Origin of the sequence: Adhaeribacter radiodurans (genome assembly GCF_014075995.1) — a bacterium.
GTDB lineage: Bacteria > Bacteroidota > Bacteroidia > Cytophagales > Hymenobacteraceae > Adhaeribacter > Adhaeribacter radiodurans.
Window position 1 is genome coordinate 2,065,162 of the sequence record NZ_CP055153.1, and the last position, 24,669, is coordinate 2,089,830.

At 40.2% G+C, this 24,669-nt stretch carries 19 protein-coding genes and 3 tRNA genes; 7 read left to right on the forward strand and 15 right to left on the reverse strand.

The window, feature by feature from the left end:
• Positions 1-164: 164 nt before the first annotated feature.
• From acs to HUW48_RS08640, 13 genes are all read right to left on the reverse strand, one after another.
• Positions 165-2,063, reverse strand: a complete 1,899-nt coding sequence (acs, locus tag HUW48_RS08580) for an acetate--CoA ligase (protein ID WP_182415286.1) — start codon at positions 2,061-2,063, stop codon at positions 165-167.
• 454 nt (positions 2,064-2,517) lie between these two features.
• Positions 2,518-2,895 carry a VOC family protein gene (locus HUW48_RS08585; protein WP_182415287.1) on the reverse strand — a complete coding sequence of 126 codons (378 nt, stop codon included), beginning with the start codon at positions 2,893-2,895 and terminating at the stop codon, positions 2,518-2,520.
• A 126-nt stretch (positions 2,896-3,021) separates the two neighbouring features.
• Entirely contained in the window at positions 3,022-3,591 is a 570-nt protein-coding gene (locus HUW48_RS08590; protein ID WP_182415288.1) for a dihydrofolate reductase family protein, read from the reverse strand.
• A 13-nt stretch (positions 3,592-3,604) separates the two neighbouring features.
• On the reverse strand, positions 3,605-4,204 hold the full coding sequence (locus HUW48_RS08595) for a dihydrofolate reductase family protein (protein ID WP_182415289.1): 600 nt from the start codon (positions 4,202-4,204) through the stop codon (positions 3,605-3,607).
• A 316-nt stretch (positions 4,205-4,520) separates the two neighbouring features.
• The gene (locus tag HUW48_RS08600; protein ID WP_182415290.1) at positions 4,521-5,000 is read right to left on the reverse strand and encodes a GNAT family N-acetyltransferase; all 480 of its coding nucleotides are present in this window, start codon (positions 4,998-5,000) and stop codon (positions 4,521-4,523) included.
• Between the two features lie 248 nt (positions 5,001-5,248).
• Complete coding sequence (locus HUW48_RS08605; protein ID WP_182415291.1) at positions 5,249-5,689, reverse strand: VOC family protein; 441 nt, start codon at positions 5,687-5,689, stop codon at positions 5,249-5,251.
• A 669-nt stretch (positions 5,690-6,358) separates the two neighbouring features.
• Positions 6,359-7,939, reverse strand: a complete 1,581-nt coding sequence (locus tag HUW48_RS08610; RefSeq protein WP_182415292.1) for a sodium:solute symporter family transporter — start codon at positions 7,937-7,939, stop codon at positions 6,359-6,361.
• Positions 7,940-7,947: 8 nt separating this feature from the next.
• The gene (locus HUW48_RS08615; RefSeq protein WP_182415293.1) at positions 7,948-8,262 is read right to left on the reverse strand and encodes a DUF485 domain-containing protein; all 315 of its coding nucleotides are present in this window, start codon (positions 8,260-8,262) and stop codon (positions 7,948-7,950) included.
• A 602-nt stretch (positions 8,263-8,864) separates the two neighbouring features.
• Positions 8,865-9,614, reverse strand: coding sequence for a DUF4349 domain-containing protein (locus HUW48_RS08620; RefSeq protein ID WP_182415294.1), 750 nt, complete (start codon positions 9,612-9,614; stop codon positions 8,865-8,867).
• 466 nt (positions 9,615-10,080) lie between these two features.
• Complete coding sequence (locus tag HUW48_RS08625; protein WP_182415295.1) at positions 10,081-11,493, reverse strand: toxin-antitoxin system YwqK family antitoxin; 1,413 nt, start codon at positions 11,491-11,493, stop codon at positions 10,081-10,083.
• Positions 11,494-11,817: 324 nt separating this feature from the next.
• Positions 11,818-13,002: an acetyl-CoA C-acyltransferase gene (locus HUW48_RS08630; protein ID WP_182415296.1), complete on the reverse strand. Its 1,185-nt coding sequence runs from the start codon at positions 13,000-13,002 to the stop codon at positions 11,818-11,820.
• Positions 13,003-13,105: 103 nt separating this feature from the next.
• Positions 13,106-14,068 carry a tetratricopeptide repeat protein gene (locus HUW48_RS08635; protein WP_182415297.1) on the reverse strand — a complete coding sequence of 321 codons (963 nt, stop codon included), beginning with the start codon at positions 14,066-14,068 and terminating at the stop codon, positions 13,106-13,108.
• The gene (locus HUW48_RS08640) at positions 14,065-15,036 is read right to left on the reverse strand and encodes a vWA domain-containing protein (protein ID WP_182415298.1); all 972 of its coding nucleotides are present in this window, start codon (positions 15,034-15,036) and stop codon (positions 14,065-14,067) included. Before HUW48_RS08640 ends, HUW48_RS08635 begins: the two co-directional genes overlap by 4 nt.
• Positions 15,037-15,640: 604 nt before the next feature.
• On the opposite strand from HUW48_RS08640, the gene HUW48_RS08645 reads away from it, so the two are divergent.
• The 7 genes from HUW48_RS08645 to HUW48_RS08675 all read left to right on the forward strand — a co-directional run bounded on the left by HUW48_RS08645 (position 15,641) and on the right by HUW48_RS08675 (position 22,231).
• A tRNA-Ser gene (locus HUW48_RS08645) sits at positions 15,641-15,728 on the forward strand.
• Between the two features lie 110 nt (positions 15,729-15,838).
• A tRNA-Pro gene (locus tag HUW48_RS08650) sits at positions 15,839-15,912 on the forward strand.
• A gap of 269 nt (positions 15,913-16,181) precedes the next feature.
• Positions 16,182-18,272: a M3 family metallopeptidase gene (locus HUW48_RS08655; RefSeq protein ID WP_182415299.1), complete on the forward strand. Its 2,091-nt coding sequence runs from the start codon at positions 16,182-16,184 to the stop codon at positions 18,270-18,272.
• A 151-nt stretch (positions 18,273-18,423) separates the two neighbouring features.
• Positions 18,424-18,497: transfer RNA gene (locus HUW48_RS08660), tRNA-Arg, on the forward strand.
• A 178-nt stretch (positions 18,498-18,675) separates the two neighbouring features.
• Positions 18,676-19,281 (forward strand): hypothetical protein, encoded by a 606-nt coding sequence (locus tag HUW48_RS08665; RefSeq protein WP_182415300.1) that lies wholly within the window; start codon positions 18,676-18,678, stop codon positions 19,279-19,281.
• A 522-nt stretch (positions 19,282-19,803) separates the two neighbouring features.
• Entirely contained in the window at positions 19,804-21,171 is a 1,368-nt protein-coding gene (locus tag HUW48_RS08670; protein ID WP_182415301.1) for a hypothetical protein, read from the forward strand.
• On the forward strand, positions 21,161-22,231 hold the full coding sequence (locus tag HUW48_RS08675) for a tetratricopeptide repeat protein (RefSeq protein ID WP_182415302.1): 1,071 nt from the start codon (positions 21,161-21,163) through the stop codon (positions 22,229-22,231). Before HUW48_RS08670 ends, HUW48_RS08675 begins: the two co-directional genes overlap by 11 nt.
• A gap of 104 nt (positions 22,232-22,335) precedes the next feature.
• Here the strand turns inward: HUW48_RS08675 and HUW48_RS08680 are convergent, their stop codons facing one another.
• On the reverse strand, positions 22,336-23,121 hold the full coding sequence (locus HUW48_RS08680; RefSeq protein WP_182415303.1) for a hypothetical protein: 786 nt from the start codon (positions 23,119-23,121) through the stop codon (positions 22,336-22,338).
• Positions 23,122-23,548: 427 nt separating this feature from the next.
• Complete coding sequence (locus HUW48_RS08685; RefSeq protein ID WP_182415304.1) at positions 23,549-24,565, reverse strand: AlbA family DNA-binding domain-containing protein; 1,017 nt, start codon at positions 24,563-24,565, stop codon at positions 23,549-23,551.
• Between the last annotated feature and the right edge of the window lie 104 nt (positions 24,566-24,669).

A 24,669-nucleotide genomic window follows, 5' to 3' on the forward strand; every position in this document is an offset into this window, starting at 1 on the left:
TACTTTCTTCAACTCCATTTAAGTACTATCAATTCATATAAACTGGATATTAATCAATAAAAGTAAAAACCGTGATTCCAGCAAATCTTCACTATAAAGTTGCTGAAATCACGGCTTTAACTTTTTACAGATAAACTTTGTGAAAGAAAATCAGAATTAACTACTTACAAAGCTCCCTGAATAATCTCATCCACTACTAACGGATCGAGCAAGGTGCTGGTGTCGCCCAGGTTAGTGGTATCACCTTCGGCTACTTTGCGTAAAATACGCCGCATAATTTTACCTGACCGGGTTTTAGGCAAGCCGCTCACAATTTGTATTTTATCTGGTTTAGCAATTTTGCCAATGTGTTCCACTACCGTTTCAATTACTTCCGCGCGAAGGTTTTCTTCATTGACTGGTGCTTCGTCGCCGCAAATAACAAAAGCATAGATGCCTTGTCCTTTTATAGCGTGTGGATAACCCACTACGGCGCTTTCTACGATGTGGCGGTTTTGGTTAATGGCATTTTCAATTTCGGCGGTGCCAAAACGGTGCCCCGATACGTTTATTACATCGTCTACGCGGCCAATAATCCGGTATAAGCCATTCTCATCGCGCCGGGCGCCATCGCCGGTAAAATATAAATTTTTATAAGTGCTAAAATAGCTCAAGCGGCAGCGTTCGTGGTCGCCGTAAGTAGTGCGAATAATGCCCGGCCAAGGGAACTTCATGCACAAATAACCTTCGGTTTCATTTTCGGTAATTTCTTCGCCATTTTGATCTACCAGTACGGGTTGCACTCCCGGTAAAGGCAAGCCGGCGTGGCTGGGTTTCATGGGCGTAACTCCCGCCAGCGCAGAAATCATTATGCCCCCGGTTTCGGTTTGCCACCAGGTATCTACCACGGGACATCTTTCTTTACCCACGTGGATGTGGTACCAATGCCAGGCCTCTTCGTTAATAGGTTCTCCCACCGAGCCAAGGACTTTTAAAGAATCCAGGCTATACGATAAAACGTGATCCAGGCCAGCCGCCATTAGCGAACGAATAGCCGTAGGAGCGGTATAAAAAATATTAACGCCGTGTTTATCAATTACCTGCCAGAAACGACCAGGATCCGGGAAGGTAGGTACACCTTCGAACATGACCGTAGTAGCGCCGGCCAGCAAAGGCCCATATAGTAAGTAGGAATGACCCGTTATCCAGCCAACATCGGCGGTACACCAGTAAATATCACTTTCGTCGTACTGAAAAACATTGCGGAATGTATAGTCGGTGTATACCATGTAGCCACCGCAGGTATGTACTACCCCTTTCGGCTTACCCGTAGAGCCGGAAGTGTACAAAATAAACAGCATGTCTTCCGAATCCATTTCTTCGGCTTCGCAGTTTTTATCTACTTTTTGCAGCTCTTCGTGCAGATACACATCCCGACCGGGTACCATTTTCACGGCCCAACCTAACCGGTCTACCACAATTACTTTTTTTACGCTGGGGCAATCTTCCAGGGCTTCGTCTACTACCCTTTTTACCGGAATTTGTTTAGCTCCCCGGTTTAAACCATCCGACGTTAAAACTACACTGGCTTCGGCATCCTTAATGCGGTCGGACATAGAATTAGCCGAGAAACCAGCGAAAATAACCGAATGAACGGCTCCTACGCGGGCGCAAGCGAGCACACTAAATGCCAGTTCAGGAATCATGGGCATGTAAATACATACCCGGTCACCTTTTTTTACCCCGTTGTTCCGCAAAACATTCGCAAATTGGCACACTTTCTCGTGCAGCTCGCGGTAGGTGTAGCGCACAAAGCGTTCTTTCGGGTCGTTTGGTTCCCAGATTAGAGCTAGTTTATTTCCGCGGGTTTTGAGGTGGCGGTCGAGGCAATTTTCGGTAATGTTTAATTTTCCGTTAACAAACCACTTTACCCGGGGTTCTTCAAAGTTCCAGTCGAGCACTTTGTCCCAGGGCTGCCGCCAGGTAAAGGTTTGGGCTATTTCGTCCCAGAAGCCTTCGGGGTCTTTAATACTTTTTTGGTAAGCAGCCTGGTAACCGGCGAACGAATGAATACGTGAACTCATAGTTTCAAAGGTGATAGTAATAGGTTTAAAGCCGGAATTTGCGATTTTGAAGCGGATTAATCAATTAAATCGGCTAAAAGATTTTTACCTTTATTTCCAATAAAGCTTTATAGGTTCTAAACCTTTAAACGGGCCAGAACAAATTAGGGGGAAGGATAAACTTTTGATAGATTTAAAATTATCCTCTGTAGTTCTCCTTTATGATAAATTAAGGAAAGACATTAATTAAATGATAGAGGCTAAGTTAGGGGAAAAGCTCCCCTCCTAAGTTTAGGAGGGGTAGGATTGGTTGTTTTTTTATTAAAGCTGCGCGTTAAAATGAATATTTATTTTTGTCCAAGTCCTTAGTTGGTAGTGGCTTTTACTTTTTCTTTGTGGTACAAAAGGGTAGCCTCGGGTATCGGCTTGATACATCGTGCTGATACTCCGAGGTAGAAGAGTTTTTTACTAAAATTTAATTGGCAGCCGCATTTACCTCGAATATTCCGAAAGTGTTGTAGTCTAAATCTACAAAATAGCCTTGCCAGCACCTACCAGGAATGGCAAACTTGGGTAAAGCTACTAGTCCGCCATTTTGTAGAATTAACTGGCTGGTCTCGTCAAAACTTTCTACCTGAATGGAACAAACAAAGGCATTGGTACCGCTTTCCGGCGCAGGTACCGAGGCTGGCCTTTGTAATAATCCGCCATTAATACTGTTCGTCTCAATCCGGTAGTATTCGATGGGTACGTATTCTTCTTTTATAAACTGCCAGCCAAATACATTTCCATAGAATTGGATATCCCTCTTTGGGTTAGAAGACTGAATTTCAAAATAACCGATGGTATTCATTTATATAAAGAAGGTATTGGTACGTTTAGGAATTTTTTAAGTAGCAGAATAGTAGACCAGTTTAAATGGAAAATCAGGCAAACTTCTAAGCTTTTAAATTGTGGAAATTTATTGCCGATTCGTTATTTAGCGTACTACCGTATAATGAAGCCCTATGACACCGCATGGAAATACTTTGTTGGTTACAAGTTGCAATCCTGTTTTATCGGCAATTTTGGCGAATACCGGAATTCCCCGGCCCAATATAATGGGATTTATAAATAACCAATATTCATCAATTAGTTGGTGTTCCATTAAATTGTGGGCAGCAGTAGGACTTCCAAAAATAAGAATATTTTTGCCGCTCTTACTTTTAAGCTTTTCTATTTCAGAAACCACATTATTGCTGATTATGGTAGTTTTGTTTATATCCGCCCCTTTCATGGTTTTAGATAGCACTACTTTCTCTGATTGATTATACCATTCTGAATGTTCTATGTCGTGCTTGCTGGCATTAGGTTCGTCGGCGGCAGATGGCCAGTAACTATCCATCATTTGATAAGTTACCCGGCCGTATAAGGCAGTATCCGCCTCTTTAGTAAATTCTCCCACCAAGTCGAACAATTCTTCATCCACTTTAATCCAATTCATTTCTCCGTTTGGGCCGGCAACAAAGCCGTCTAAGCTGGTGTGTAAGGATAAAATTATCTTTCTCATGTTTTAATTCTTCTTAAGCTCCAACTGTACCTGTTTCCACTTTTCCGGCTCGCTGGTAATGTACAATAACAACGCCACTGGGGGTAACGGTACTTTCTACTAAAGTAAATGCTGCCGGTATCGGGCCATCGTTAAACAATTTTTTTCCTTGACCAAGAGTTAACGGGTGAATCATAAGCCAGAGCTCGTCCACCAAATCATTTTGGAGCAGCAGTTGAATGAGTTCACCACTGCCCCAAACCTGTATAGCCGAGCCATCTGAATTTTTGAGATTTTCGATTTCTACCTGGTTATTAAAGAAAACGGAGTTTTCCCAATCAGATTTATTTCTGGTCTTAGACAAGACGTACTTTGTAACATTATTAATACTTGGCCATGCATCTGCGTGCTGGGGCCAGTAGTTCTCCCAAATTTCAAAGGTTTTTCTGCCCAAAAGAAGATCTGCCGGTTTCAATAGTTTTTCCATAATCTTACCAGAAACTTCGTCGTCATAAGGTGCAACCCAACCACCATACGCGAAACCGCCTGATGTATCTTCCTCGGGTCCTCCAGGCCCTTGCATGACGCCATCCAGTGTAATCATGGATAACACAATTATTTTTCTCTTACTCATTATAATTTATTTTTTATGGCTTTGTTACCAAACAAATCTCGTGAATAATACGCGGCCGTATAGGGTGTACTTGCGACAATTTTGGGGTTAAAAACGGCAGTAGAAAAAGGATTTTCCAGATGATAAAAATTCTCCTTATACATAACTACTAACCGTTTTAGACTTTCTGTTCGGGCTGGTTACGAAGCACAAATTTTTAATTTACTTTTAAATTCAGTCCAAGCACTGAATAGTACCTTTACCCGTTTGCCTGCCCAGTGCCAAACTTATATTAGTAGTGCGGGCTTTGTTGTTTGCCTTTGCTTCACCATAGGTATTATCGTGTTAAGCTAAATAATAAAAGATCATTATTTGCTTGGTCAGGTTTATCTGATATTTTAAAGCCTAATTTGTTTAAGAGATTGGTAGAGCTTTGATTGTCTTTATGAGTAAATGCTTCTATTCTGGTAAGGCAAATTGTTTGAATACCATACTCAATAACTTTCTCAGCAGCTTCGTGCATTATACCTTGTCCTTGATAATCAATTAAAAGTTCATAGCCCATCTCGCATTTACTTTTTTCGTCCGAAAAGTCAAATAAGCAAATTGTTCCGATTAAATTTTTGTGGCCCGTAAGTGTAATGGCCCAATACAGGGAATCATTATTTGAAATATTGCTATTGACTCTATTGATGAAGGTAATGGCCTCTTCGAGTGATTTGCTTGGTTGCCGCTCAAGATACTTGTTTATATGCACGTTAGAGCGAAGCGCCCAGATTTCTTCCTTGTCACTATCGGAAAGCTGCCGAAGTGTCAACCTTTTCGTTGCAAGGGTAGGGAAAGGCGTAAATACCTTATTTAACTTTTAGAAATAGCTTTATTTATTTCTGTTTTAAAATCTACTTATGGACTTACCGCTAATCGTAACGTGTTTATGAAGTTGTGGTAATTGAAAAAAAGTAAATTTCAATCAAGCACAAAAGCAAAGTAGTAATTTAAAGTCGAAGGCGCGTTCGTCCAGCCACAATTTCATAAATTCACGGAAAGGGGTTCGTTGTTTTCGGCTTATACTTTTTCGTTATATTTTGGATCAAATTCCACAATCCATTCTATACCGTATTTGTCTCTGAACATTCCAAAATAGGATCCCCAGGGGCTATCGCCAATAGGCCCTTCTATTTGTCCACCTACCGAAAGCCCATTAAACAATTTGTCTGCTTCTTCTTTACTTTCCGTAATTATTACAATTTTACTTCTGTTCTCGTTTTCGTTTGTTTTTCCCATACTTTCCGGAACATCATTCGCCATCAACATATTACTTGTACCAATAGGCAAAGCAATATGCATAATTTTATTTTCCTCTTTTTCTGCTACCGGAAATTCAGGACTGGCAATGTCTTTGAAACGAATAACTTTGGCGAACTCTCCGCCAAATACCGATTTGTAAAAGGTAAATGCTTCTTCGGCATTTCCGTTGAAGTTAATGTGAGGATTGATTAGTGCCATAGTTGTTTTATTAATTTTAAGTTTTAAACCTACTGCTTAACTACGAAATAATTAGGGTTTATCGCGTCAAAAAAGGGGTTGATTGCGACAAAAGTTATGTGTAAATATCAGAGCCAAATTGGCGAAAGCTATTAATTACATTGACGCGGTCAATATCGTTAGGTGAGAAGCAAGCTTTCATCAAATTTTCTAAACCATCTTGCAAGTCTGTTCTTCTGAGTATAAAAGAGGCACGATCTTCTTGATAAGGGTAATATTCAACCCACTCAATTTAATTGTTTTTGTCAAATTAGTACCTAATCCAGCCAGTTTTATCTGTCTTTACTTTAGTAAGCCTTTCTTTATATTTTTCAATGATTGCGGGCATGGTTTTAAAGAACATTTTATGATTTGCATTTGGCTCAACTATCAGATATAAGTAATAACATACGCTTATTAGTACTATGAAAGGAGAATAAACGGAGTAGTATAGTTGCTTCTTACACAGGTCCACCTCAAAACAACCGATAACCGCTTCCAATAAGTAAATAATTTTACTTATTGGAAGCGGCGTTTGTCATTCTATCAACATAAGCACGAAATTTTAGCTTACAAAGCCGTCGTTGCATTCAAAAAATTTAAATGCACATAAGAATTTGCGGAATCCGGGTAAATCCGTGATTCTAATAATTACTCGGCGCCGATCCCTAGATACGTCCTTAGCTTTTCAGATTCAAATTTTTCAGCCGCTTCCGGTTCCGGATTTACTAAAGATACCACAATACCCGTTAAAAATGCGGCCGACATAGAGACCAAGGCTGGATTTTTGAGCGGGAAAATAGCTTCGGAATTTTGTAGAATATCTACCCAAATAGTAGGACTAAGCACAATAAGCACCAGCGATAAAGTAGCGCCCGTAGCAATGCTCCAAACGGCACCTTGCGTAGTAAATTTCTTCCAGATAATCGACATTAGTAACGCCGGAAAATTGGCGCTGGCCGCAATAGAAAAAGCCAGGCCCACCATAAAGGCAACATTCTGGCCTTTAAAAACCAATCCTAAAACAATTGATAAAATTCCCAAGGCTACGGTAGCGCGTTTCGCTACTTTCATTTCGCCTTTTTCGTTTGAAACACCTTTTTGGAACACGTGCACGTACAAATCGTGCGAAATGCTGGAAGCACCCGAAAGCGTTAAACCGGCTACTACCGCCAGAATAGTGGCAAAAGCCACAGCGGCAATAAAACCCAGAAAAGCCGTACCTCCCGTTTGTTCAGCTAGCAGTAAGGCCGCCATATTGCCGCCTTTGTCAATGCCTTCGATAATGGGTTTGCCCACCAGCACCATGGCCGAGAAACCAATAAAAAAAGTAAGAATATAAAAATAACCAATAAAACCAGTGGCTACGAAAACCGATTTACGGGCGGCTTTGGCGTCGGGAACGGTGTAAAAGCGCATTAAAATATGCGGTAAACCGGCTGTTCCCAGCATTAAGGCCAAGCCTAAGGACAAGGCATCGAAAGGATTCGTAATAAAGCCACCGGGAGAAAGCATGGCCTCGCCGTACTTATCGGCCACCGATTGAAATAAATTAGCCGGACTGAAGTTAAAAGTAGCCAGAGATAAAATTACCAGTACTGTGGCTCCGCTCAGCAATAAAACAGCTTTAATTATTTGCACCCAGGTAGTAGCCAGCATACCACCGAACAAAACGTAAGCCGTCATAACGCAGCCTACTACCACCACCGCTAACTCGTATTGTAACCCGAACAAAGTTTTTATTAAACCGCCGGCACCAACCATTTGCGCAATTAGGTAAAAAGCAATGGTCAGCAACGAACCCACCGACGAGACAATCCGGATGGGGCGTTGTTGCAGTCGATAAGCTACTACGTCGGCAAATGTGTATTTACCTAAATTTCGCAATGGTTCGGCAATTAAAAACATAATTAATGGCCAACCCACTAAAAAACCAATCGAATAAATCAGACCGTCGTAGCCTTTGGTGGCTACCATACCTGCAATGCCCAAAAAAGAAGCAGCACTCATGTAATCGCCGGCTAAAGCTAGTCCGTTCTGAAAACCCGAGATATTACGACCCGCCGCATAAAATTCAGAACCGGTTTTTGTTTTTTTTGCGGCCCAATAAGTAATGTACAGAGTAATCAACACAAACAAAAAGAACATAATAATGGAAACCGGATTAGCGGTGCCTAAAGTAGAAGCAGCCGGCAGGGCAGAGGCCTGCAGTAATAGGGAAGAAGTAAGCATGAGATAACTTAATTGGCGTTTATTTTATTTTTTATTTCCTGTACTTCGGTGTCGTAGGTGTTATTGGCCCAAAAAACGTAAATACCCGTTAACAGCCAGGCTGTTACAATAATGCCGAAACCAATTGGCAAAGCTAAGGGTAAATAGCTGCCAATTTTGGTGGCGAGTAACTCTTTATCAAAAGCCACCACTAGTAAAAAACCAATGTAAATTACCAGAATGGTTATGGTAAGTAGCAACGAAACCGACCAGCGTTTGCTAACCAATCGTTTAAATTCCGGACTTTCAATAACGGCGTGTGCTGTTTTGTTGGGGTGATGCATATTTGGGAGAGTTAAAATAAAATGTTTTCGTTCGTTTCAGAGTTAATTCAAGTATTTTATATAAAGCGTTTATTCTTATTTGATTTTGTTGCCTAAACTTACCTGGTACTGGACCCATTATACCAGGCGGATTTTAACTATAATACAAAATTTTCCCACGTTGGTAAACAGCATAAGCAACGGATTATAAAGACAAAATAGTAATCTTTCCCGATTGTCTAGTTAACCTAAAAATTTCATGAAAGAGAATAGGCTTAAACTATAATTTAAATTTAGCCCAATACGCTGGCTAAATATGATAAAATCCCCGCAGAAAATCATGGTATAAGCTTACCTTTTCTCCGAACTTTTTGCCTTGACTTCGCTAATAAGTAAAATAGAAAATGAAGAACAGGGATTTCAAAAGAAGAAAATCCTCTTTTCAAGTATAAGTGTCTGAACAAGGAAAAGCTAATTTAATAGGTTCTTCAGAAGGCAACTAGTTAACCAGGTAGCTAGCTAATGTACTCCCGAAGGAAGACTTTGATAAATGCGATTTTACTTTAAATGGATTTTGTTCCTTTACGATACAGCTTTTTAGCGCCAAGAAAATTGGCGCAACCTTACCTAACGGGTGGATACTTACGGATGAATTTGCGGAAGTAATGAATAAAAATAGGAATAACAAGGAGCAAAGGCCACAGGTGCAGCAAACCAATTAATAAGGCTACCATAAAATCCCAGCCACCCTGCAAAGCATTACGTACCCGAACGGCAAAACTGGTATCAGGCAGCGAAGTAGTGGCTAGTTTTTGGTAATAATTAAGGTTAATGGTATTGTAATTGGTTTGCCGGTTCAGGTAAGTAAGGCGGGCTTCGGTACTTTCAATTTCTTCCTGCATTTGTCGTAATTGTTCTTCCACAGTAATAATGTCTTTTACCGTTTTGGCTTGTTTTAGTAAATCCAGGTACCGGGCTTCTACGGCTTTTTTAGTTTTAAGCCGGGCCGAAATATCAATGTACTCAGTGGTTACATCTTCGGCGATAATATTTTTTGAATCGAGGTAAATACTTTGCTCGGTAATACCGGTTAGCAAAGATTCAAACTGCGCTGGCAACACTTTAATGATTAAATTATTTTCTAAAGTATTATCGGTCCGGGTTTCGTTAGCAGTTAAGAGTTGCGCCTTATATTGTTGAATGAGTTGATTTATCGCACTTGTACTTTTCTTAAAATCCGATACCTGAAACTTTAAATTGGCCGTCCGGATTATTTTAGCATCTATCGGCGAGCTTTTAGAGATAGCTTGTTGTTCTTCATGCTTTGCATACGAAGCATCCATGTTCTGGAGAACCTCTTCAGGAGCACTCACGGGAGGTTTCCTGAGTTCTTCTTTTGAGACTTGTTGGTTATCTTTCTGGCAACTAAAATGGAGTAGAAATAGTGAAAAAATAAAAAATCGGCGGAAACAGAAGAATTCTTTCATGTAAGTAATGATTATATAGATTTATTAAAAGTTTTTTCTTTTTGTTAACTAAAATATAAATAGGATTTAACCAAGCAGCTATTCAGCGCTGGTAAATGAGTTGATTAAATAAATTTGATCGGCAAACAATAAGTAACAGGTAGGACAGCTTGGGTTTGTTATTTACTTTAAGGATGCAGCAATGGCACTTTCTGCATAAAAGAATAGTTTAATTTTTATTTAAGGCTGTGAATGGGTGAGTTAGGAGAGTACCTGAGTTCTTCATACCAATGAATTTATAGGTAATTGCTAGAAATAAAAAAAGAGGCAGAAATGTATAGTTTCCGCCTCTTTCAAAATTTAATAAATATAATTATTTCTCGGCAATAGCTACCCCGTTTTTGTATTCGGTAGTTTTTAGCAATTTTCCGTCTTCTGTAAATTGTTTCCAGGTGCCAATCTGTTTGTTATAGCGGTACGTACCGGTAATTTCGGGTTTGCCCGATTCGAAAAATTGCTGAAAAGGTCCATTTTTTAAACCATTCTTATATTCGGTTTCGGATTGCACTTTGCCGCTGGCAAAATAGGTAGTTAATTTACCCAGAATTTTACCGTTCTGGTAAGTAGCTTTTTCTTTAATCTGGCCGTTTTCGTGGTAAGCGAGGCGCTCGCCGGTTAGTTTTCCTTCCAGGTAGGTTTCTTTGGTTTGCAGTTGTTTACTGTCGTAATACGTTTTCCAGTCGCCGATTTTAACGTTGTTTTTGTACAATTGCTCTTCCTGTACGTTACCGGACTCGTAATAACTAATAATTTTCCGGTCTAGTTCTTCGTTCGCGAACCGGATTTCCTGCTTTAATTTGCCGCTTGGGTAAAAATATTGCGCCAACCCCGTCATTTTGCCTTTATCAAAAGTTACCTGACTCATTTTCTGGCCATTTTCGTGATATGTCCGGGCCGGACCATCGGCTTGGCTGGTAGTATTTTTAAATTTAGTAAGTACCCGCTCTGTGTTAATTTTACCGTCGGGGGTAATTACTTTGGGTTTTACCAAGGTGCTGGTTTTGTAATTAGTTTCTGATTTTAACTTTCCGGAGCGATAATACGTGCGCACGATGCCGTTGCGTTTGCCATTCTCGTTATTTGCTTCCGATTCTAACTGGCCGTTATCGTAGTAGGTTTTGTAAGAACCATCCAATACCCCATTTTTGTAAACGGCTTCGGTGTGTACTTTTCCGTTAGGATGATAGGTGATGGCCGGGCCACTTTGCTGACTTTTTACATACGTAATTATTGATTGTAAGCCTCCTTCGGGATAATATTCCTTTACTTCTCCCTCGGGAAAGCCGTTTATAAAAGTAGCTTCAGTTTTTGGATTGCCGTTTTCGTAAAAAGATTTAATGGGTCCGGTTTGTTTATCGTCGGTGTAGCTGGCTTGCTGCAAGGGCTTGCCATTCGGGTAAAAAGATTCGAATAAACCTTGTCTTAAGCCATTTTGGTAGGCCACCTTTACCCGTTTCGCTCCGTTCTCATAAAATTCCTGGTAAATGCTATCTTGTTTGCCGTTCGTAAAGTGAGTAATGGCTTCGAGTTTGCCGCTCCGGTAAAAGCGTTTGTAGGTTCCATCGGGCACCGTGTCGGGTGGAACGATATAGTAAATTTGTTTAATGGCCGTGCGTTGCAAGTCGTGGTAACTAACAACTTTTTTCCGGGCATTCTGGGCCGCACTTGTAAAGCTAATTAAAGTAAATAAGAAGAGAAATAAAATGTATCGCCAGGAATAAACCATGAATAAGCCTTTAATAGAATAAAATAGCCTTACTTAGTAACGCAAGGCTGTTTGTAAATGGTATACTCCTCTGCCTAAATCCAAGCTAAAAACAGGGGAGGAGAGGCCGCAAAAGTTGCGCAACTAATCTTATAACATTTTGCGCTTTTCATTAATTTATTTCGAGGTGATTTTATTAGGAACAATTTTTAGTGATTACTGTTTGGGTATTTTGTTTAAAGGTAAAGGCAACACGCCAGCATATTTGTTTTAAAGCCAATCTATATTTAATGAAAAACACAGCCTCTCCTTCTCTTCCTTAGCTTTTTCTTTAAGGCAGAAGATTTACAGTTTTTCCAGTACAATGGCCGAAGCGCCACCGCCTCCATTGCAAATACCCGTTACTCCAATTTTCCCGTTCTTTTTATCTAGTACGTTTAGTAAAGTTGTTACAATGCGTGCGCCGGAAGCACCCAGCGGATGGCCCAGGGAAACGGCACCCCCAAAAACATTTACGTTACTGTTTTTTAAATTTAACTTCTGGTTATTGGCAATAGACACCACGGCAAACGCTTCGTTTATTTCGTAAAAATCTACTTCTTCGGGCGTTAATCCCGCTACTTTTAACGCTTTCGGAATAGCCAAAGCGGGCGAAGTAGAAAACCATTTAGGTTCCTGTTCAGCATCGGCGAAGCCTAAAATTCTGGCAATGGGTTTTACTCCTAGTTCTTCGGCTTTTTCTTTACTCATTAGTACTACCGCTGCAGCACCGTCGTTTAGCGTAGAAGCATTGGCAGCGGTAATGGTGCCTTCTTTATCAAAAACCGGTTTTAAACTGGTAATTTTATCGAAGTTTACTTTGGTATATTCTTCGTCTTCAGTTACTAAAATGGGGTCTTTGCCGCGTTGCGGAATTTCTACGGGTATTATTTCATCTTTTAACTGACCGGCTTGCGCAGCGGCGACTGAACGGCGATATGATTCAATGGCAAATTCGTCTTGCATTTGGCGGGTTATTCCCATTTCGCGAGCCGTGTGTTCAGCAGCATTACCCATGTGATAATCGTTGTACACATCCCATAAACCATCCTTTAACAAACCATCCGTCATTTGGCCGTGGCCCAGTTTGGTACCAAACCTCACTTTATCCAGGTAATAAGGTACGTTGCTCATACTTTCTATGCCACCCGCCACAATTACGTTTTTGTGCCCCAGCATAATAGCCTGAGCGGCAAACATGATGGCCTTAGAACCGGAAGCGCATACTTTGTTAACAGTAGTACATTCTACTTCGTAGCCTAAACCAGCGTAAAGAGCAGCTTGCCGGGCCGGCGCCTGACCTAAGTTCGCCGAAAGCACGTTGCCCATAATTACTTCCTGCACTTCGTTTTTAGCTACCCCGGCTTTTTCTAAGGCTCCTTTTATGGCAGCAGCGCCCAACTGGGTAGCGGTTAAAGCGGCTAAACTTCCCCCGAAAGATCCAATCGGCGTCCGGACGGCGGATATGATATATACTTCTTTTACCTGCATAATGGTAAGCTCAATGTTTTAAATATAAAACGAAATAAAAGTAAGAACCGGATAAAGCGCCCTAAGTTTTTCGATTCTTCTGTATCTAATTAATCTTAATATTTTACCAATCCGGTTTGCCGGAATTGCTTTTACGGTTACTTTTCCGCGGAATTTGTTGTAAGTACTGGACTTCGGATTCGCGCATGGCATCGAGCAGCATTTTTGCTTTTTCCGGTGTCAGGTTGGCTTGCCGCAGTCGTTCGTAAGTAGTTTGACTATTATTGTCGTTTTCGTCGCTTGCTTCGCTGCCGCCTTTGGATGAACTACTTCCGTTACCCGAATTGCCGTCATTGTTTAAACCACGTACGGTACCCGGCAGCATACCGCTTTTTTCTTCTTGTTTTTGATTGGCACCAACATCGGATAAATTTTCTTTGGCGGTACTTTCTCCATTATCTGGGTTATTTGAGTTTGCATTCGGCTGAGGCGGATTTTGTGTATCGGAGTTAGCTGGGTCCGGCATTTCTTGCTGGGTGGTGCCTTTGTTGTCTTCTTTCTGGCCGGAGTTCGGATTTTCTTTTTTCTGTTCTTTCTTATCCGGGTTAGATGGCTCCGGACGAGTAGGAGGGACGCTTGCCTGATCTTCTTCGGGATGTAGAACTAAATATTTCTTTAACCATTCGTAATTATAGCGAGCCTCTTCGTTTAAAGGATTCAAAATCAAAGCTTCTTTAAAATAAGCCAAAGCTTTTGATTTATCTTCCAATACGGTTATTACTCCTAATTGCAAATTAACCAAAGAAGCCATCCGGGCCGGCGTTTTGGTTAACAAGGGTTGGTAGTATTTTACGGCCTCACCCATTTTCTTTTGTTGAAAATAAGCGTGTCCCAGATTAACCCGTACGGCCCGGTCGCGCACCTGCAGCGAGTCGTTTAAGTATTTGTAAAAGTAAATAGCAGTAGAAAAATCCTGGCGGTTATATGCTGTCTGCGCTTCGGATAGGTACTGGTTTATACGCGAAATCTTGGTCAGCTTTTGACTAAAAAAAGCAAGTAACACCGCTAGTATAATCCAAATTCTCATAACCTGATTACGTTAAAGATAATCAATATATCGAGCATAATAAAAATAAAGGCAATAAACAGCGGGTAATAATATTTATTGGCCCGAACGTCTACGGTCCGGGTTTCTTGCCTTTCGCCTTCAATGGCGTTAATGGCGCTGATTAACCGGGGAATTTCGGAGGAATGCGCTCCAATTTCAAAATACTGTCCATTGGTATTACCCGCTATTTCGGCGAGGCGTTCGGCGTTTAATTTACTAATTACCCGTTTGCCTTTATCATCAGTAACAAATCCTTTGGTTAAGGGGATAGGTACCCCATTTTCAGAACCCACTCCTAAACTAATTACCCGAATATTTTCGCGATTTAAGTCCCGGTAAATGGGGTTGAGGTTAGGGCTAAAATCTTCGCCATCACTAATCAGTACAATTATTTCGGCCCGTTTTTCCGGAATGTTCGGCTGGTTATTGGCTTTAAACTTAGTTAAAGCGAGTTGCAATGCCACTTCGTAATTCGCTCCGGCGCGGGGTAACAAATTTGTATTTAAGGTTTCAGCAAATAACAGCAAGGCACTTTGGTCGTACGTTAAGGGGCACTGCACATAAGCATCCGAAGAAAAAACAATAAGGCCAATACGGTCTGAGTTAAACTTTTGAATGAGCTGGCGGAGTTCGTATTTTACTTTTTCTAAGCGCGAAGGCGGTACATCCCGGGCATTCATCGAAGCCGTTATATCAACCAGAATAAAAATATCTTTACCGATAGTTTTAATTTGTTTTTTCATGGCCCCGAACGATGGGCCCAAAAGGGCAATTATGATTAAAACAAAATAGACGGTCCGGAAACCAAACTTTATCCAAACTACATTTGGCTTTTGTTTAAAATGCCGGGCCAGGCGGTGAATTCTGAAAATATACCCCAAGTACAAAATCAAGAACAAAATGCCCGTTAGTATCTCTAGTGAAGTAATGGACTGATCCCAATTCATGCTTGCGTGATTCGTTTACTAGCTTCTGCCAGCAAATTTTAAACTTATTTTCAACCAAATGTATAAATTCTTTCCGGAGAATTACGAGGTGCCAACCTAGCCTTATTTCTCTCATTTACCTTATTAAAATTGTTTCACGGGTTAAATAAAGTAAATACTAGCTTTATTCTGAATAAAACGAAGCACAGGAAGCCATATTATTTTTATGATAAAACCTTAATGCAGAATATTTACTTGAATAGAAAAAATAAAAAATGTAGAAGGTGCTACAGCAAAAAGCAAATAAGGCTTTCCGTTAAAAAAAAGAGAAACTTAATCCGGTTCACTTAAGTGGACTTTGTATTCTAAACTCGGCTTAACCAATTATAAAATGGCTGAAAATTGGTTAGTAGCTGTAAATCAGAGCTTACTAATTAATTTTAAAATTCTGATTATTTTAAATTGAAAAGGCATTGAAGAAACTAGTTTACAACAACATTAAATTATTGCCCTGAGAAGGAGTTATTTAGTATAAAATGCTAAATTTTTTTCGTGGATTTAGGAGGAGTTTTGTATTTGTAAAAATTATTCTGGTATATTTGCAATCTCTTTAAACGAAAGAGCCGGAGTGATGGGTGAGTGGCTGAAACCAGCAGTTTGCTAAACTGCCGTACCTCTAAAGGGTACCGGGGGTTCGAATCCCCCTTACTCCGCAAATTTTTTTTGACATAAAGTTTTTTATTCAAAAAAATAACTTAAGTTTGCACCGCCTTTCAGGAAAACATCTTTTAACTAAGTGCTTTTCTAAAATCGGTAAATTGTTCGGGGTGTAGCGTAGCCCGGTATCGCGCCACATTTGGGATGTGGAGGTCGTAGGTTCGAATCCTGCCACCCCGACAAAAAGCCACTAATTTTATTAGTGGCTTTTTTATTTTCAAGCTTTTTTGTTTCTGCCTTAACCTATCTACCCCGGGTACTAATTAAAGCTTTCTAATAATCTCCTTTCCTAAATTTAAAGTAGAATAGGCTCTGTTTTAAGGTTTGCGCTATTAAAAAGTAAATTTTAGATTTAATTTATTAAATTAACCTTAAAACAAGGAGTAGTTAAATTCTTGTTTGCAAAATATTATATACCCCACCTTTATACTTCTTTCTTAATGAACCATATGAAGCAAATTAAAACTAATTTATTCATCTGCTGGGTAGTTGTTGGTACCTGGCTACTAATTATTTCGGCTAATGCTTCTAGCTTTGCGGTCCCGAAGGCATCTTCTAATCCATTGCTGACTTCCTTTAACCAATCCATCGACTTTAAATCCGTAACTGCGGCTCATATAAAAGAAGCCACGGATCAGGCCATTGTCAATACTAAAACTGCCCTGGGAGCCATTTATGCCCTTAAAAATGGAAAACATACTTTCGAGAATACCATTTTGGCTTACGATGACTTATCTGACCAGTTAAATTCGGTGGCTATGGGTATTAATATTTTAGCCAATGCCAGTCCTGATTCGGCAGTACGCAACCAGGCATTACGCAGCCTGGAAGTTTTAGATAAATATGATAATCAATTGAGCCTCGACGAAAAGTTATATGCGGCAGTAAAAGATTTTTCTACATCTAAAAAAGGGAAAAAGTTAAAGGGCGCTCACCTGCTTTATGTAAAAGACTTAGTTGAAAATTACGAACGCGATGGCTTTGCCCTTACTCCCGAAAAACGCAAGGAGTTGCAGCATATTAACGATAAAATATCGGAACTGAGCTTAGCATTTAGTAAAAATATTGCTGCCTACCAGGATTATTTATGGGTGCCGGAAGCAGAACTGAAGGGTTTGCCGGAAGATTACGTGAAAAGTCTGAAAAAGGAAGGAGATAAATACCGCATTGGTTTAGACGGACCTTCTTATACTACTTTCATGAAGTTTGCTAATTCGGAACCTGCCCGTAAGCAACTGTACATTAAGTACAACAACCGTGCGGCCGATAAAAATGTGGATGTACTCCAGCAATTGTTAATAGAACGCCAGAAGAAAGCCCGGCTCTTAGGCTTTCCTACTTACGCGGCCTATCAGACGTCGAGCCGGATGGCTAAAAATCCGGAAGCTGTTTGGGAACTGGAAACCAGCCTGGCCGAAAAAGTAAAACAAAAAACGCAAAGCGACCTGAATGAATTACTGGCAGTTAAACAAGCTTATCTGAAAGAATCGCCACCGACTTCGCTCAATATTTGGGATGCTTCTTTTTACTCCAACTTGCTAATGGTTCAAAAATACCAGTTAGATCAGGAGAAGCTAAAAGAATATTTTTCGTTGGAAAATGTTTTAAGCGGGTTGTTTCAAACAACGGAGCATTTATTCGGGGTGAAATACGAAGAAGTAAAAAACGCCTCGGTGTGGCACCCAGAGGTGCGCATGTTCGAAGTAAAACAAAATGGTGCCACCATTGGCCGTTTTTACCTCGATTTATTCCCGCGGGATAATAAATATACCCACGCAGCTTGTTTTCCCATTCGTAAAGGCAAAAAATACGCGACAGGTTACCAAATCCCCACGGCTGCCCTCATCTGTAATTTTAATGCTCCCAGTGCGGATAGACCTGCTTTGCTCACGCACCGGCAAGCCGAAACCTTTTTTCATGAGTTTGGCCACGTGCTGCACAATATGCTTACTACCGCCGAGTTAGCCGGGCAATCGGGTACTTCGGTAAAGCGGGATTTTGTGGAAGCGCCTTCTCAGATTTTCGAAAACTGGGTTTGGGATTATAAGGCACTGCAATTATTTGCCAAACATTATAAAACCGGCGAGGTGCTGCCTCCGGCTCTGCATCAAAAAATGATGGATTCCCGGAGCGTAGGTTCTGGTCTGGCCGCTTCGGCCCAAATTTTTTACGGTACCTTAGACATGACCTTGCACGATAAATTTAATCCCGAGGGTACCCAGACTACCACCGACGTACTTAAGGAGGTGCAGAATAAAGTAATGCCTTATCCGTACCTGGAAGGTACCCACATGCAAGCAGCTTTCGGTCACTTGACTGGCTATGGCGCGGGTTACTACGGGTATATGTGGAGCAAAGTATACGCCGAAGATATGTTTTCGGTATTTGAGAAAAACGGGGTAATGGATCAGAAAACCGGTTTACGCTACCGCAATATTATTTTAGCGAATGGTTCCAGCCGCGACGAATACGAATTAGTAAAAGAATTTTTGGGCAGAGAACCCAACCAGGAGGCTTTTCTAAAATCTTTGGGCTTGTAAACTAAATAACCTGCCCCATGGCATATTACCGACCTAGGCAGAAGATTAAAGGCAGGTTGTAAGAAATGCTGGTCAAAATTTGCGCTGTTCTTTATATTTTCTTTTCTTTGCACTCTGAAAAAAGCGGCGGCCTTATTGCTGCTTTTTTGTTGGTCTCGTAGCTCAGCTGGATAGAGCAACTGCCTTCTAAGCAGTAGGTCTTAGGTTCGAATCCTAACGGGATCACACTGATAATTAAGGAATTACAAAGTAATTTTGTAGTTCCTTTTTTTATGGTTTAAACTCTGGTTTAAACAAGTCCTATTTGAAACTTCTTAATTAGTAAATGCTTCCTGAATCTTTATTTATAGTAATAGGTATACTTCTTCTTTTAAATTAATCCATTCTTACTTCCCAATTAAATATGAGCCTTTCAAATGAGCATGAAAAGTACCTTAAAGAATTAGGTGATGGATATGTAAAGAGTACAGAAGCATTTGATAAAACTTTAATACTTATCTCTTCTGGAGGGTTAGTTCTCTCAATGACTCTCATTGAAAAAATAATTGGTTCTGAACCTATCCTGAATATTTTACTTGTTCTTTCCTGGATTTGCTTAGCCTTAACTTTAACCATAAGTCTTACAGGACACTTTTATTCAACAGTAGCTCATGGCTCAGCATTCAATAGGTATATTAGAATTGTAATATTAAATACTGAAGAAACTATTAATGAAGATTTACTAAATAAAGAATGGAGTGCTTTTATAAGAGCATCTAATAAGAATAACAAAATCCTAAGCACAAATAATTACCTTGCATTTTGTGTGCTTATAATAGGTATTATATTTTTAATTATTTATGCTTCAATTAATATTTTAAATCATAAACCTATGCTTAAAGAAAATACTAAAATTTCTCCTAATATATCACCTAATCCAAGGCCTAAACCTAACGAAAAAGGACTACCATTACCTATACCCCCTAGAAATCCTCCATCAGTACAACCTCAACAACCTCCTAAAAAATAATGGACACTTCAAAATTAACTATTTGGTGACATATATAATTTTATCTTTATAGGAGTAATGCCAACCTACCTGGACTTTGTCATTATCAGCTAAAATCCTATACATAAATGAAAATTTAGAATTGCCCGTAACTTTTAAAGGGGAGGAGCTGCTATTCCCTGTTCGATTTATTACTACTGGCTATACCCACAAGTTAGAAGTTAACGTAAACTGCCAACCTATTTTATTTGAACCAGATGAAGATCAGAACTACATGAATCTTGTTAATCAGAAGCAATTACACCATTTAAAATTTCTAATTTATTGTAGGATTTAACTATGAGAATATTTAAATTAAAAAAAAGTTTTAAGGTACCTACTTCTAATGTGCTAAAAACATATGGTGTTAAAATAAAGCACTTGACTCCCAATATCCTATAGGGTTTGGACTTTACCTAAACAATGGAAGTTCCCCTTAAATAGGAGACAAAATTCACCATTCTACTGAATTCCATCCCTTAGTTGTCCAGCAGTAAGCCTTCTATGTCAAACCACGAACTTCAACAGCATTTGGATCGTTTGCAGCTGCAAGAATATGCTCGCCAAGAGCTCTCCGGAACCAACAAAGCTCAGGCCTTCATAAACATTGTGGCAAAGGCCTCCGATATAATCAATTCTCGACCAATTACTGAGTCTGCCAGTACTGAGCCAATTTCCGAGCCTTTCTCCGAAATGGTAGAGCTTATTGAGCAGGTGCTGATCGGTGAAAGTATGTTTAATGATGAGGGGAGATCGGAGGGACCCTATTTCGTTGGTTTGAATTCAAATTATAATGGGTCAAGCGGATTTAAGCCGGAGCTAAGGGATGATTATTTTCAGGTTCAACATGCAGCTGCTGGCCTAATCATAGGTTTCAAGGGTGGAATAGGCGGCGAGGTATTGGCACGGGCACTGGAGGCTGAGCCCCAGGATGATGCTCTCTACAGCGCTACTGCTGCGGTTGGGCAATGGCTTGTTGCAAAGTCCGTAGATCAGGCTGATGTTCCCTTCCAGACGCCGTTGTTTTATGACAGAGGTGAGGCTTTAAATATAGTTCCTTTGCTTCTCCTTGAGTCAATCTGTGACAATAGTTGCAAACTCCCTTCAGCAGAAGATTTACAGATCCATACCGACGACTCAAACAGCGATACGGTACCAGACACCTCCACACAAATGTCCCCGCCTGATTTCAATGAAAGGATCGGTGAAGATCCATTCTCCAATGCTTTGTATCCCTTCTTGGGGAATGCCCATGATGCAGCAGTGAGTGACTCTGGATATCCGACGAGCCAGCCTACCGAAGGTGTAAACCCGGCAGAAGCACTGGACCAGGAACTGTATCCGACGAGCCAGCCTGCTGAAGGTGTAAACCCGGCAGAGGCACTGGACCAGGAACTGTATCCGACGAGCCAGCCTACCGAAGGTGTAAACCCGGCAGAAGCACTGGACCAGGAACTGTATCCGACGAGCCAGCCTGCTGAAGGTGTAAACCCGGCAGAGGCACTGGACCAGGAACTGTATCCGACGAGCCAGCCTGCTGAAGGTGTAAACCCGGCAGAGGCACTGGACCAGGAACTGTATCCGACGAGCCAGCCTGAAAGTAGTGTTGGCTCTGTAAGTGATAGCAATGAAGTAGGTCGAATGGACTATTTAGACGAAGTTGAGGAGGCGTCTGAAGTTGGCGCGATGGATTACCTGGATGACTTTCCGACGAGCCCGCCTGAAAGTAGTATTGACCAAGTAAGTGATAGCAATGAAGTAGGTGGGATGGACTATTTAGACGAAGTTGAGGTTGTCAACTTTGGAATAGAATTACCTTCATCCCCACCTGGCTCAGTGAATTTTCAGCAGGAAGTGGATTATGAGCAGTAAATCAAATTTATCTGGGCAGTTGAAGTTGGTGGAGGCAATGATCGACTCGCGCAGATATCCGGAGGCGATCCAGGCTCTCGACCAATACCTAGGGCAGCATCCCAAGGATCCTGAGGTCCTTCACCTATATGGTATTGCGCTGTCCCGTTCTGGAGATAACACTCGGGCCGAAACCATCTTCCGCCGCATGATCGAAGTAGCACCAGGGGATGACCGAGGGAATTATAACTTGGCTCTAACCCTTATTAGGCTGGGTCGCACGGAGGAAGCACGCAAATGGCTGAAAGCTGCTCTGGATGCAAATCCTAGTCTGGATCGGGCAAGACGGCGCCTGGAAGACTTAAACGTTACAGCAAGTAAGGTCGGGCAGCCTTCGGGCATTACTTCCCAACCAATGGAAGCTGAATTCGAGGAGCGTCTTGGGCCAGGCGATTTACTTCGTTCAGGAACCCGCCGACTCAGTTCTTTCGCTGGCCATTTTGTTTTTGCGGCATTACTCATAGTATTAGGATTGGCGCTTTTCCTTACGGAGCAACCTGGCAGACTCGATTGGCTAGCAGGGAGTCTCACCTTTCCGAGCCCACAATTTTTTGAGCGGCAAATTAATGTTGTCCAGGGTCAAGGCCTACCTGTGGGGGTGTTACGTGAAGAGTTAGAAAATGCACAGAAACAGCAGGCCTTAACCTCGGCAAAGTTCGATCAGTTGCTGATTTTCCTCGCTTTTTTCGCACCTATCGCGGGAGTACTCCTCATAATTTACGCCATTCTAGCCGCTAGCCGCACCCGATATGATGTTTATGAACGCCGGATTAACTTGGTAAAAGGGGTGCTCAGCCGGAGCCGACAAAGCGCTTGGCTCTTTGAGATCAAAGGTATAGAACTTAGGCAACCCATCTTTTTGAATCTCACTCGTAATGCAATGCTCCGGATCCGCCTCGAAGACTCCTCTGTTATGAATATCATTGGCTTCGGGACAGTCGGAGAACAGGAACGGTTATGGGAGGAGCTTAGGAACGCAGCCCTTGTCGAACGACGAGTAATGAAACGCTGGTTTGTTTGAAAGTGTTTTCTGCCCGGACCGCCTCTTTATGTAGGAACTGGGGCGACCACACCTAATACCCCCTCCCGAATAAGTACTTAAATAAAAGGCAATACTATATACATTTAAGATTGTTGTAATTTTTCACATATTGGAGTAAAAACATCAAGTAAATCACTGGCAAACTTCATTAGAATAAAATAGGGAAGAGGTCTGTTTATAAAAGAAGAATGTTCCAATATATATCTAACGTGTTCATTGTCTAAGGTATGCTTTACTTCAAGTCCTTCAGGGTGACTTCCTCCTAATATATTAGAAACGCGCTTAATTAGAGTTTCTCTAGATATTGAATTTCTTTCCATTACACCACTGTTATTTAACTTGGCAATTTTGACTGCTTCGGCACCCAACCATTCTAAAAAATTTAATTTTTTTAGAATAAAACCTTTGAACATTATATTCATTTGGGAATTATCAAAATGTTTATAAACAAACCAAAAATTTCTAACACTTAATTCTGAAGATTCTTTATTTATTTTACATTGTACTCCTGTAGCATAATCAAAATTATCTGTGGGTAACATAAAGTCAAGTTTTCCATCAACTGTTTTATGGTTTATAGTTAAACCTAATGGAATTGGAGCTATTACATAATTATACGGTCTAATAAGTTTTTTTAAACTACCTGTATAATCTTGACTATTAAACCTAGTGCCAGGTGCATATTCTTCCAAAAACTTTTGGACATCCATTTTCATGTCTACCCAATTTCTTAGTGTATGAGCTAAGTCTATTAAACTCACTTTTAAGTCTATTAACTCATTTTCATCGTAAATTTGTTTACTATAGTCAAAATGCTTTTTAAGCCTTTTGGTATATACAATTATATTGTCTATTTTTTGTTTTTCCATAATTGTATTTCATTTTAAGATAAACCTTGTTTTAAAACTTAGTAATATAATTTTAATTAGAATACAATGAAAAAGCGAACCCATAAACCCATACTTTCACACGTATGCGTAGCACTACTCGGCAAATTTGTATTCATGCATTAGATAGTAGAAAAAAACGGTGTGCTGTAAAAGGAACCTTTACCTGAAAGTCCTATCTTTCTGAAGGATAAACAGATTAAAAACCTTAAGTAACATATAACAAGGAATGGATAAACATTATTGATAAGAAGCCTAAATATGGCGAAACCATATTGGTTCAGACAAGGGATAGAAACAACAGAATTCAGCACCATGTAGTACAATGTGTTCCCATTTATTTACTGCTTTACGATATAGGTATGCTTTAACTGGCATCTAAATAATTATTTCATATTTAAATACTGTCTCATAGAGCTCTTCCTAAAACAGCTTGCAGGGTAGATTCCCTGGTAGTACCTAAATGCCTTTTAACCTCAGCCATCAATTGATTCTCATTTTTTTCAATTATTAGATTTGTTGTATTAGTTGGATAGCTAGAATCAGTTTTCATTAAATCTAAAGTATAACTTGAAGTCTTTGCTGGGGATTTTTTACCACCAAAAGATAAAACTAATCTAAGTTGGTAATTACTTGCTTTTAGCTCCTTGTTGGAAATAATAAGTAGTTGAGAATTCATCATTGGTACTCCAAAATGCAACAGTTCTTCATGGCCAGTTATTATGAAAGGCTCTTCTTTTTGGTATTGACTAAAGAATTTTCCTGGATAAGCCATTAAACGATAAGTAAGTTTTTCCTCATTTTGTAATTCAGAAAAGTTAAATATCAATATTGTAAAATTCACAGTACAAACCTCTGAAATTACATCATGGCTTGCCTTATCAAATTTTAAATATGCTTCTATATTTGGATATTTAATCTGCTTAAATAAGGCCTCTATAAAATGGTGAGGAGCAGGCACTGATTGACCATCGAGCCTCATATAATAGGTGTTATCTGTTTGATGTGGAGAATATTGACTTTTAGCCACCTCAAGCACGCAAATGCAGCTATTTTCCCCTTCAATTATATTTACTGTAATACCATTTGGCAATGGAGTAATGTTACTTACTAGTTTGTTTATAAAATTATCCTTCTCTATTATTCGATTAAGTGGTGTAATCTCTCCTTCAAATATTTCCTCCTTCCTTCCTTCAACCCTTTTACCTTTAGGTGCCCCCCAAATTACTAAGCCACCTTCCGAATTCAATAAGGCACAAACAGCTTTATAAACTCCTTTTAGTTTCCCTTCAAAGTCTCCGTTAGGATTGTACGATTTATATTCTACTATATTAGATTCTTGTTGTGGATTCTGGAAATAGATTTTAAGGTCCTGGATTGTTAATTCATTTAATTCTTTTCCCAATAATGACTTACTAAAACTCATATGTGCTTAAAATATTAATTAATTTAGAAGTACCTACAGATGGAGTAGTATTAATAAATTGTAAATTGTCAATTAGGTTATTAAAGTTTGAAAAATTATTACCA